General features: G+C 78.4%; 9 protein-coding genes. 5 read left to right on the top strand and 4 right to left on the bottom strand.

From position 1 onward, the window contains the following. Positions 1-201 precede the first annotated feature (201 nt). The gene (locus AB6N23_RS14450) at positions 202-741 is read right to left on the bottom strand and encodes a gluconokinase (protein WP_412866713.1); all 540 of its coding nucleotides are present in this window, start codon (positions 739-741) and stop codon (positions 202-204) included. 112 nt (positions 742-853) lie between these two features. Here AB6N23_RS14450 and AB6N23_RS14445 point away from each other — a divergent pair, with 112 nt between their 5' ends. Then, on the top strand, positions 854-2137 hold the full coding sequence (locus tag AB6N23_RS14445) for an MFS transporter (RefSeq protein WP_412866712.1): 1284 nt from the start codon (positions 854-856) through the stop codon (positions 2135-2137). Between the two features lie 65 nt (positions 2138-2202). Continuing rightward, positions 2203-3831, top strand: coding sequence for an outer membrane protein assembly factor BamB family protein (locus AB6N23_RS14440; RefSeq protein ID WP_412866711.1), 1629 nt, complete (start codon positions 2203-2205; stop codon positions 3829-3831). A gap of 42 nt (positions 3832-3873) precedes the next feature. Here AB6N23_RS14440 and AB6N23_RS14435 read toward each other — a convergent pair whose 3' ends face one another. Together AB6N23_RS14435 and AB6N23_RS14430 are read right to left on the bottom strand one after the other, a co-directional pair. After that, the gene (locus tag AB6N23_RS14435) at positions 3874-5457 is read right to left on the bottom strand and encodes an outer membrane protein assembly factor BamB family protein (RefSeq protein ID WP_412866710.1); all 1584 of its coding nucleotides are present in this window, start codon (positions 5455-5457) and stop codon (positions 3874-3876) included. A gap of 131 nt (positions 5458-5588) precedes the next feature. Beyond that, complete coding sequence (locus AB6N23_RS14430; protein WP_412866709.1) at positions 5589-7178, bottom strand: outer membrane protein assembly factor BamB family protein; 1590 nt, start codon at positions 7176-7178, stop codon at positions 5589-5591. Positions 7179-7248: 70 nt separating this feature from the next. Here AB6N23_RS14430 and AB6N23_RS14425 point away from each other — a divergent pair, with 70 nt between their 5' ends. Both AB6N23_RS14425 and AB6N23_RS14420 read left to right on the top strand, forming a co-directional pair. Further along, a complete protein-coding gene (locus tag AB6N23_RS14425) occupies positions 7249-7647 on the top strand; it encodes an ArsR/SmtB family transcription factor (RefSeq protein WP_412866708.1) in 399 nt (132 codons plus the stop codon). Then, complete coding sequence (locus AB6N23_RS14420) at positions 7644-8612, top strand: cation diffusion facilitator family transporter (RefSeq protein WP_412866707.1); 969 nt, start codon at positions 7644-7646, stop codon at positions 8610-8612. The genes AB6N23_RS14425 and AB6N23_RS14420 overlap by 4 nt, the downstream gene beginning before the upstream one ends. Positions 8613-8638: 26 nt before the next feature. On the opposite strand, the gene AB6N23_RS14415 is transcribed toward AB6N23_RS14420, so the two are convergent. Further along, entirely contained in the window at positions 8639-10444 is a 1806-nt protein-coding gene (locus tag AB6N23_RS14415; RefSeq protein WP_412866706.1) for a pyruvate dehydrogenase, read from the bottom strand. A gap of 183 nt (positions 10445-10627) precedes the next feature. On the opposite strand from AB6N23_RS14415, the gene AB6N23_RS14410 reads away from it, so the two are divergent. Beyond that, positions 10628-11185 carry a DUF2231 domain-containing protein gene (locus AB6N23_RS14410; RefSeq protein ID WP_412866705.1) on the top strand — a complete coding sequence of 186 codons (558 nt, stop codon included), beginning with the start codon at positions 10628-10630 and terminating at the stop codon, positions 11183-11185. Positions 11186-11339 lie beyond the last annotated feature (154 nt).

The raw sequence follows: 11339 nt of genomic DNA, 5'->3' as shown, positions 1-11339 counted from the left end.
CGCCCGGCCGGGGCACGGCGCCGCCCGCGGCGTGGTGGGCGCCGGCGGCCGCGGCGAGGCTCACCGCGGCCACGAGCACCGCCCGCCCGGGCCGTACCGCGGGCACCGCCGGGTGCGCGCCCGTCCCCGTTGTCGGGTCCATCCGCGCACGGTAGTGAGCGGCCGCGCCGCCGCGGCAGGGCCCCGGCGAGGCCGGAACGTTTAGGCGCGCCCCCCGGCCGGCGCCGTCCGCGCCACGAGCAGCCGCAGCGCGTCGGCCACGGTGGCCTCGACGTCGCCGCGCACGTCCACGACCACGCCGTCCTCGTCCGCCTGGAGCGTCTCGAGCAGCGCGAGCTGCGACTCGAGCAGGCTCGGCGGCATCCAGTGGCCCTGCCGCTGCGCGACGCGCTCGCGCAGCAGGTCCGCCGGGACGTCGAGCAGCACGAACCGCACGCGTCCCTCGGCGGCGGTGAGCGTCGCCCGGTAGACGCGCCGCAGCGCCGAGCACGCCGTCACGGTGGAGCGGCCCGCGCGCGCGTGCTCCGTCATCGCGTCCCGCACCGCCTCGAGCCACGGCCACCGGTCGTCGTCGGTGAGCGCGACGCCGCTGCTCATCTTCGCGACGTTGGCCTCGGGGTGGAGCTCGTCGCCCTCGACGAACGGCCGGTCGAGCCGGTCGGCGAGGCTGCGCCCCACGCTCGACTTGCCGGTGCCGGAGACGCCCATGACGACGAGGTGCTCGACGGGTGCGCTGTCCACGCACCCACCCTGCCACCTGCGCCCGCGGTCCCACGGACCCGCCCGGCGCACGAGGCGAGCGTCACGCCGCCGCCGGCCGGGCACGCGACGGGGCCGGACGTAGGCTCACCCGGTGCGTCACCTGCTCGTCGACCTGACCCCCGTCCGGGTCAGCCCGGCGTTCCGGCGCCTGTGGCTGGGGCTGTCGGTGGCGAACCTCGGCGCGCAGCTCACCGTCGTGGCCGTGGGCCTGCAGGTGTACGCGCTCACCGCGTCGACGCTCGCCGTCGGCGTGCTGGGGCTGTGCGCGCTCGTGCCGCTCGTCGTCTTCGGGCTGTACGGCGGCGCGCTCGTCGACCACTACGACCGGCGGACGGTCGCGCTCGTGGCGTCGGTCGTCAGCTGGCTCGCCGTGCTGGTGCTCGTGGGGCAGGCGGTGCTCGGCAACGAGCACGTGGGGCTGCTCTACGCGCTGGTCGCGGTGCAGTCGGCCGCCGGCGCCGTGAACTCGCCGGCGCGGTCGGCGATCATCCCGCGCCTGCTCGAGCCGCGGCTCATGCCCGCCGCGAACGCGCTGCAGACCATCGGGTGGAACACGGCGCTGACCATCGGCCCGCTCGCAGGGTCCGTGCTCGTCGCGTCCGTCGGGTACGCGTGGGCGTACGCCGTCGACGCGGTGCTGTTCACGTTCGCCCTCGCGGCGCTGCTCCGCCTGCCGCCCGTCCCGCCGGAGCCGTCCGCGACCCGCCGTGCGCGCCTCGGGCTCGGCTCGGTCGTCGACGGGCTGCGCTACCTCGGCACGCAGCCGAACGTGCGCATGACGTTCCTCGTCGACATCGTCGCCATGGTCACCGCCATGCCCCGCGCCCTGTTCCCGGCCGTGGGCGTGCTGTACCTGGGCGGCGGCGAGGCCACCACCGGCGCGCTCACGGCCGCCATCGCGGTCGGCGGCATCGTCGCCGGGCTGTTCTCCGGCGGGCTCGCGCGCGTGCGGTGGCAGGGCCGCATCATCGTCGCCGCCATCACCGCGTGGGGCCTGTCGATCGTGGCGTTCGGCGCGGTGCTCGTCGCCGCGGGCCGCACGACGCCCGACCACGTGCTGCCCGTCGCGCTCGTCCTCGCGCTGGCCACGCTCGCGCTCGCGGGCGCGTCCGACACCGTCTCGTCGGTCTTCCGCCAGACGATCCTGCAGACCGCGACCCCCGACGACATGCGCGGGCGCCTGCAGGGCGTGTTCGTCGTCGTGGTCGCGGGAGGGCCGCGGCTCGGCGAGCTCGCGCTCGGCGCCGGGTCGACGCGCGTCGGCGAGGGCTGGGCGGCGGTCGTCGGCGGCGTCGCGTGCGTCGTCCTCGTGTGGGTGCTGGTGCGCGCGCAGCGCACGTTCTGGGACTACGACGCACGGCACCCGACGCCCTGACGACGCCCCGCCCCCGCCCGCCGGAACCGGCCCGGCGCGCCCGCGTCCGCGGGTAGCGTCCCGCCATGGCCCTGCGCGACGTCGAGCTGGTCGAGGACGAGCCGGAGCGGCCCGACGTCCCCGACGGCGAGCCGCCCGCACGGTCGTGGCTGCGCCGGCACCCCGCGGTGGTGACCGCGGTCGCGGCGGTGCTCGTGCTCGTCGTCGGCACCGCCGTCGTCCTCGACGCGCTCGCCCGCCGGCAGCTGGCCGCGCGCGCCGAGGCGCTGCGTGCCGTGCCCGGGGTGCTGCGGGAGGTCGACCCGGCGCTGCCGGTCGTGACGTCGGTGAGCCGGTCCTGGGACGCCTCGGGACCGCTGCCCGAGGCCGTGCAGGCCGAGCTGTACGCGGCGGTCGCCGGCGACGTGGCCGTCATCGGCTCCACCGGCGGCCCCTGGGGCGAGACGACCGACGGCGTCGTCGTCGGCGTCGACGTCCGCACGGGGGAGGAGCGGTGGCGCACGCCCGTGCCGCCCCCGCCGGGCGAGGCGCTCGAGGGCAGCGCGTCGCTGTGGTGCGCCGGCCCGGACGACGACGCCATGACCGGCCGGGTGGTGCCCACGGCGGCCGGGACCCCGGTCGGCTGCACCGCGCAGTGGTACCGCGTCGCGCAGGTGGGCGAGGAGTACTCGCGGTCCGTCGTCTCCGCGCTCGAGCTCGACCCGGAGGACGGAAGCGTGCGGTCCCGTCTCGACCTCGGTGAGGCGGCGGCCGTGCAGCGGACGGCCGACGGCTGGGTCGTCGCCAACCGGACGGACGTGATCGCGGTGGAACGGCTCGCCACGGACGGCACGCCGCGCTGGCGGACGGACCTCACGCCGTCGCCGACCGAGAGCCCCTTCGCGTGGATGACGGCGCGCGACGGACGGCTCCTGCTGACGTTCGACCGGGACGCGTGGGTGCTCGACCCCGAGGACGGCACGGTCCTCGCCGCGCACCCGGACGTCGGCACGTCGCCCGCGTCGCTCCTGCCGGGCGGTGCCGTGGTGCTCGCCGACCCGGACGCCGCCGCGTCCACCACCCTGTACCCGCCGGACGGGCCGCCGGTGTCGCTCGGCGAGGAGGCGCTCGTGCCCCTCGGCGTCGACGACGGCAGCCTCGGCACGGTCGTGCTCACGTCGTCGGGCGTCGGCCGGCGCGACCGGCTTCCCGTCGCGCGCGACGACGACGCGCTGCGCACCACCCTGCGCCGCCCCGACGGCCGCACGCTGTGGCGGGCGACGGACGTGGACGCGCACTCCGCGCTCGTCGTCGACGGGACGCTCGTGCTGCTCGGGCCCACGCACCTCGCGGTGGTCGACGGGGACGACGGCGAGGTGCGCTGGCGCGTGGCGCTGCCGCACCGCTCGGGGCAGGCGCAGCTGCTCACCGACGGCGCGGTCCTGCTCGTCGGCGCCGGCCGGGCGCTCGACGCGTGGACGTTCGACGGCGCGGCCGCGTGGTCGGCGCACGTGCGCGACGACGGCGACGGCGTGGAGCTGCGCCCCGGCGCGTCCGCGCCGACGCCCACCCCGACCGGCCGCGGCCGCGCGTCGTCGTCGGAGGAGTACGTCGGGTGGTTCCCGACCCGGCTGGGCAGGCTCGCGGTGCTCGTGTCCTCGTCGGCCGCGCAGCGCGAGCACGTGCTCGTGGTCGGGCGCACCGCGGCCGGCTGACGGGGCGGGTCGGCTCGGCACGCGCTCCAGGCCGGCGCGCGCTCAGCCCAGCACGCGCACGCCGTCGGTCGTGAGCGCGACGAGCCGGCCCGCCCACGGCGCCGCCGACCACACGTCGCGCGGCAGCGGGACGTCGGCCCGCTCGGTGCCGTCCGCGGGGTCGAGCGCGACGAGGCCCGGCCGGTCCGCGCCGCCGTCCGCCGGCCGCGGCTCGTACAGCAGCGTCCCGTCGGTCACCGGTCCGCGCGCCCACGCCCGCGGCGCGCGGTCCCGCGCCCACAGCCGGGCGCCCGTGCGGCCGTCGAGCGTCACGAGCTCCTCGACGGTCGTGACGTGCACGCGACCGTCGAGGACCGCGGCCCCGTCGGGCAGCAACGTCTCCGCCGTCCAGCGGACCTCGCCGGTGCGCGCGTCGACGGCGTGCACGCGCCCGCCGCCCTGGCTCAGCAGCAGCCCGGGCAGCGACCCGTCGTCGGCCGTGACGTCGAGCAGGCGCCCCGGCACCCGCACGTCGCCGTCGGCGCGCACCACGTCGGCGTCCTCCCCGCGCGGCACGGCCAGCTCGACGCGGCCGTCGAGCCGCGGCGTGACGACCGCCGCGGACGTCCCGCGCAGCGGCTCGCGCAGGACGCGGCCGTCGGCGGGGTCGAGCAGCACCGCCCTGCCGTCGCGGAGCGCGACCCCCACGGTCCCGTCAGGGAGCGTCCAGGGGACGTCGACCCCCACCAGCAGCGTCGACGTCGCCGCGGGCGCGGGCAGCGCGACGTCCCACAGGTGCGCCCCCGTCGCGAGGTCGAGCGCCCACGCGCGCGACGTGCCGTCCGCGTCCACGCCCACCAGCACGACGCGGTCGCCCGCGAGCGCGAACGTGTGCGCGGGCACCCCGGTCGCCGAGCGCGCGGGCAGGTCCGCCTCGATCCCGCCGTCGCCCACCCGCACCAGCACGACGCGCGACACCGTCGCCTCGCCCGCGCCGTCGTCCGTCCCCGGTCGCGGCAGCGTGGCGTCGCTGCCGAGGCACACGAGCCGGTCGCCGTCGGCGGCGGCGCAGCGGCTGCCGACGCGGAACACCTCCGCGCCCCGGTCCGCGGGCGGCGGCACGAGCGGCAGGACCCAGTGCTCCGCACCGGTCGCCGCGTCGACCGCGGCGACGTCCGTCGCGCCGTCCGCGTGCGTGCGCAGGCCCGCGAACGTCCGCGGGTCGTGCCGGCCGTCGGCGGCGGGCGGCGGGACGGCGGCCGCCCACAGCACGCGCAGCTCCGCGGGCGGCGGGACGACGGCGCCGGGGACGTCGCGCACGTCGTCGAGGCGGGCGCGCTCGCGGGCGTCGACGGCGGCCTGGGCGCCCCACAGCCCGGCGGCGAGGACGACGACGCCGAGGGCGGCCGCGGCCCGGCGCCGCCGGGAGGCGGTGCGCGCCGGTGCGTCGTCGGGGGTGTCGGCGTCCGCCGGGCCGGCGGTCCCGGTGCCCCCGGTGCCTGCGGTGGGGGTCCCGGCGCCGGCCGTCCCGACGTCGCCGGTGCCGCGGCGCACGAGGCGGGCGCCCGCACGGCCGTCGTCGGCGCGGTCGTCCGCCGGGTCGTCCTCGTCCAGGTCGACGACCCGCGTGTCGCGTCCGCGCACCATCGCAGCACGCTACCGCCGGGCCCGTCCGGCGGTCACGGGCCCGGGCGGCGCACAACCGCTCGTCGCACGACCGCTCGGTGCCCGACCGCGCAGCCACAACCGCTCAGCCCACGACCGTCAGCCCACGACCGTCAGCCCACGACCACGACCCCGTCCGTGCCGAGCCCGGCGAGCCCGACGAGCCGGCCGCCGTACGGCGACACCTCGGTCAGCCCCGCCGGCAGCGGCACGCGGGCGCGCTCGGTGCCGTCCGCGGGGTCGAGGCCGACGAGGTCCGCGCCCAGCCCGCCGCCGGGCGCCGTCGTCCGCTCCGCCTCCCACAGCAGGCGCCCGTCGACGAGGGGCGCGGTCGCCGGGGCCGACCCGGCCCGCTCGCGGCGCCACAGCTCGTCCCCCGTGGCCGCGTCGACCGTGACGACGCCCGCCGCCGACTCCAGGTGCACGCGCCCCTCGAGCACGTGCGCGCTGCGCGCGACGCCGGCGTCGACCTGCCACCGGGCGTCGCCCGTCCCCGGGTCGAGCGCCCGCACGCCGGCGCCGTCGCGGGCGAGCACGAGGTCGCCCGCCGAGCCGTCGTCGACGAGCACGGGCACGTGCGCGCCCGGGAAGGTGAGGTCGCCGGTCGGGAGGACGACGGTGGTGGACGCGCCGTCGGTGCGCACGAGGTCGGCCGTCCCGCTCGCGCCGACGCCCCACGCCACGCCGCCGGGCGTGCGCAGCTGCGGCGACAGGGCCGGCGTGCTGCCGCGCGGGACCTCGCGCAGCACGGTGCCGTCGGCGGGGTCGACGAGCAGGGAGTCGCCGGAGCCACGGAGCACCACGAGCGTGCCGTCGCGCAGCCGTGCCAGCGTGCCGCCCGGGCCGGCGAGCTGCCCGCTGAGGCCGGCCGGGTCGTCGGGCGGCAGCGGTGTGCGCCACGCCTCCGTGCCCGTGACCGGGTCGACCGCCCGCAGGACGCCCTCCCCGCCGGCCTCGGCCGCCAGCAGCACCGCGCGCCCGTCCGCCACCGCGAGGTCGTGCGCGGGCGGGCCGTCGGCCGGGTCGGTGCCGTGCTCGGCCACGACCTCGCCCGTCCGCCCGTCGACGACCAGCAGCCGGGACGTCGTCGGCGCCGTGGCGTAGCTGCTCGTGCCCTCCCAGACGGTGTACGCGTCGGACGCCACGCAGACGACCCGGTCCGTGCCGGCCGCCGGCAGGGCCGCGCACGCGACGCCGGACGGCGTCGGCGCCCCCCCGAGCGGCCCGGCCGCCGGCACCAGCGGCACCGTCCACGTCTCCTCGCCGGTGCCGCCCGCCACCGCCACGAGCGTCGCCGCCGCGTCGTCCGCGACGCGCAGCCCGACCAGCACGGCGGGGTCGTACCAACCGTCCACGGCGGCCGGGAGGCCGAGCCCGCCCGAGGACCAGGACCACAGCACCTCGAGCGGCGTCTCGACCGGGGCGACCACGCCCGGCACGGTCGCGAGCCGCGCGAGCCGCTCGGCGTCCCGGCGGTCCGCGACCTGCTGCGCCACGACGAGGCCGGCGGCGACGGCGACGACGAGCCCGCCCGAGACGAGCACGGTCCGGCGCGACGGCCGCCGGCGCGCGGGGCCGCCCGGCGCGGGCACGTCCCCGGCACCCGGCTCGGGACCGGCCACCGGCGCGGCGGCGCGTCCGTCCGGGGCGTGGTCGTCCGCCTCCGTGAGCTCGACGTCGCGCGTCAGCCGCCTGCGTGCCATGTCGGCACGCTAGCGCCCGGCTGGTGGGCGGGTGTTGCGGTGCGCCGGCGCCGACCGGCAGCATCGTCGTATGGCGATGACGACGGCACGGGACGATGACCGCGCGCTCGACGAGGTGGCGGCGCTCGGCGCCGCGGCGAGCCTGTTCCGGGCGCTGGGCGACCCGTCGCGGCTGGCGATCCTGCGGCACCTGCTGCTCGGCGAGCACCGGGTCGTGGACCTGACCGGCCACCTCGGCCTGGCGCAGTCGACCGTGTCCCAGCACCTCGCGTGCCTGCGCGGCTGCGGGCTCGTCACGTCCCGCGCCGAGGGTCGCGCGTCGTGGTTCGCGCTCACCGAGCCGGACGCGGTCGTCGGCCTCCTCGGCGCGGCCGAGCACCTGCTGGGGCGCACCGGCGACGCCGTGGCGCTGTGCCCCGCCGTCGGCGCCGGCACGTCGCGCGACGCCGGCCGCGGAGGGACGTCGTGACCGCCGGCCCGGCCCGGCGCAGGCGGGGCGACGGACGCCGGCAGGGGCACGGGCACGCGCACGGTCACGGTGCGGCGACCGCCACCGGCCGGCACCGCGGCCGACTCGTCGTGGTCCTCGTCCTCACGCTCGCCGTCGTGGGCGTGCAGGTCGCCGGCGGGCTGGTGTCCGGGTCGCTGGCGCTGCTCGCCGACGCCGGGCACATGCTCACCGACGCGAGCGGGCTCGCGATCGCCCTGGTCGCGGCGTCGCTCGCCGCACGTCCCGCGACGACGGCCCGCACGTACGGCATGCAGCGGGCGGAGGTGCTCGCCGCGCTCGTCAACGGCCTGCTGCTCGCGGGCGTCGGCGTGACGGTCGTCGTGGAGGCGGTGCGCCGCTGGGACGACCCGCCGCAGGTCGCGCCGGGCGTCATGCTCGCCGCCGCGGCGGTCGGCGCGGTCGCGAACCTCGTCGGCCTGCTCCTGCTGCGGCGCGGGCAGCGCGAGAGCCTCAACCTCCGCGGGGCCTACCTCGAGGTGCTCGCCGACCTCGCCGGGTCCGTCGCGGTGCTCGTCGCGGGCGTCGTCATCGCCGTCACCGGCTACCAGCGCGCCGACGCCCTCGCGTCCCTGGCGATCGGGGTGCTCGTCGTCCCGCGCGCGTGGTCGCTGCTGCGCGAGGTCGTCGACGTCCTGCTGGAGTCGACGCCGCGCGGCGTCGACCTCGACGAGGTGCGCACGCACATCCGGCGCGTCCCGGGGGTCGTCGACGTGCACGACCTGCACGCGTGGACGATCACGAGCGGCGTCCCGGTGCTGTCCGCGCACGTCGTCGTCGACGACGCCTGCCTCGCGCAGAACCGCTGCGGCGAGGTCCTCGACGCCCTCGGGTCCTGCCTCGGCGAGCACTTCGACACGACGCACTCCACGTTCCAGCTCGAGCCGGTCGGGCACGCCGCCCACGAGCCGGCCCACCACGCCTGACGCCGACCACGCGTGCGGACGCCGCCCTACGGGCGGGGCACGTTCCGGAGGTTGGACCGCGCCATCGCCATGACCTCGCCCAGCCCGCCGCCGAGCACCTCCTTGCTCATGGCGGCGGTGAAGCCGGCGACCTGCTGCCGCGTGATCTTCGGCGGCAGCGACAGCGCACGCGGGTCGGTGACGAGCTGGACCAGCGCGGGGCCGTCGTGGGCGAACGCCTGCCGCAGGGCGCCGCGGACCTCCCGCGGGTCCTCGACGCGGACGGAGGGGATGCCGATCGCCGCGGCGACGCCCGCGTAGTCGACCGCGGGCGAGTCGGTCGCGTACGACGGCAGCCCGTCGACGAGCATCTCGAGCCGCACCATGCCGAGGGACGCGTTGTCGAACAGCACCACCTTCACCGGCAGCGCGTAGTGCTGGAGGGTGATGAGCTCGCCCAGCAGCATCGACAGCCCGCCGTCCCCGGCCATCGCCACCACCTGCCGCGGGCCGCCCGCGGCGCCCCGCCCGGCGAGCGCCGCGCCGATGGCGTGCGGCACCGCGTTGGCCATCGACCCGTGCCAGAACGAGCCGATGACGCGCCGGCGCCCGTTCGGCGTGAGGTACCGCGCCGCCCACACGTTGCACATCCCGGTGTCGACCGTGAAGACGGCGTCGTCGTCGGCCTCCTCGTCGAGCACGACCGCCGCGTACTCGGGGTGGATGGGCCGGTGCTCCTCGACGTCGTGCGTGTACGCCCCGACCACGCCCGTCATCGCCCGCTCGTGCTTCGTGAGCATCGCGTCGAGGAACCGCCGGTCGCGGCGGCGCGTCAGCAGCGGGAGCAGCGCGCGGACCGTCTCGCCGACGTCGCCGACGACGACGAGGTCGTTGCGCGTGCGGCGCCCGAGGTGCGTCGGGTCGACGTCGACCTGCGCGGTGCGCACGTCCGCCGGCAGGAACTGGTCGTACGGGAAGTCGGTGCCGAGCAGGAGCAGCAGGTCGGCGCCCTCCATGGCCGCCTGGCACGCGCCGTAGCCGAGCAGCCCCGACATGCCGACGTCGTACGGGTTGTCGACCTGCACGTGCTCCTTGCCGCGCAACGAGTGCCCGACGGGCGCCTGCAGCGCCTCGGCGAGGGCGAGCACGTCCTCGCGCCGGCCCGCGCAGCCCGCGCCCGCGAAGATCGTCACCTTCCCCGCGGCGTCGAGCGCCTCCGCGAGCGCGGCGACGGCACCGGCGTCGGGCACCACGCGCGGCGCCGGCGGCGGCGTGAGCACGTCGACCCCGTCGTCCTCCGCCGGCAGGTCGGCGAGGTCGCCCGGGATCGTGAGGACGGCGACGCCGCGGTCGCCGTACGCGTGGTGGATCGCCGTGCGGACGACCCGCGCGGCCTGCGTCGGCGTCGACACGAGCTCGCAGTACACCGAGCACTCCGCGAAGAGCCGGTCCGGGTGCGTCTCCTGGAAGAAGCCGGTGCCGACCTGCGCGCTCGGGATGTGCGACGCGATCGCCAGCACCGGCACGCCCGTGCGGTTGGCGTCGTACAGCCCGTTGACGAGGTGCAGGTTCCCGGGCCCGGCGGACCCCGCGCAGACGGCGAGCCGCCCCGTGACCTCGGCCTCCGCGGCCGCGGCGAACGCGCCGGCCTCCTCGTGGCGGACGTGCACCCACTCGATGTCGACGCCGTCGGCGTGGGCCCGCCGGACGGCGTCCACCACCGGGTTGAGACTGTCCCCGACGATCCCGTACACGTGCCGCGCACCGGCGGCGACGATCTGGGCGACGAGCTGGTCGGCGACGGTGCGGCGCGCCACGGCGGACCTCCGGGGACGAGGGGACGGTCCTGCCATCGTCCGGCCGGGTGCCGCCCGCCGCGACCGGGGCACGGCGCACCCGGCGCGCGGTGCCCGCTCGTCGCGCTGCGAGGTCGGCCGCGCGCGGCCATGCTGGACGAGGCGTCGGGACGACGCCGCAGCGCAGCACGACGCAGCACCCGCACAGCCGAGCCCAGCCGCGACCGCCCGGAGGCCCCCGTGTCCCACACGCGCTCGACCGACACCGACAACACCGCCCTCGCGCTGACCCTCGCGCTGGAGGAGGACGCCCGCCTCGACCCGGCCGTCGCCGCGGCGCACGCCTGGTACGCGCCGCTGCTGTCGCACGACCGCCTGCGCGGCGTCCTCAACGGCGAGCCGATCGGCCACGCGCTGCACCCGCTGATGACGGACCTGCCGCTCGGCCTGTGGATCAGCGCGACGACGCTCGACCTCGTCGGCGGGAAGGACGCCGAGAGGTCCGCCGACCGCCTGCTCGGGCTCGGCGTGCTCGCCGCGATGCCCACGGCGCTGACGGGGGCGGCCGACTGGTTCAGCGGCAACAAGCGCGTCCAGCGTGTGGGCGTGGTGCACGCGGCCCTCAACGGCGTGGGCCTCGGCATGTACGCCACCGCCTACCTGCTGCGCAGGAAGGACAGGCGGAAGCTCGGCAAGGCGGTCGTCCTCGCCGCGGGCGCCGTCGTCGGTGTCAGCGGCTACCTCGGCGGGCACATGACGATCGTCCAGGGCTACCCCGAGGGCGGCCTCGCCGACTGACCCACCGGGGCCGCCGCCGCCCCGGCCCTCGCCCGGCTCAGCCCTCGCCGGGCCGCGGCGCGGCCTGCGACGCGCTCTCGCACGCGGCGACGCTCGCGCCGCCGGTCGCGCTCGTGCTCAGGTCCTCGACGCGGCGCGCGCCGCCGTCGTGCGC

It is taken from the genome of Cellulomonas pasadenensis, from assembly GCF_047229365.1.
Lineage (GTDB): Bacteria > Actinomycetota > Actinomycetes > Actinomycetales > Cellulomonadaceae > Cellulomonas.
Note: the sequence above shows the minus strand (reverse complement) of the source record. Positions and strands in the feature narration are given on the sequence as shown.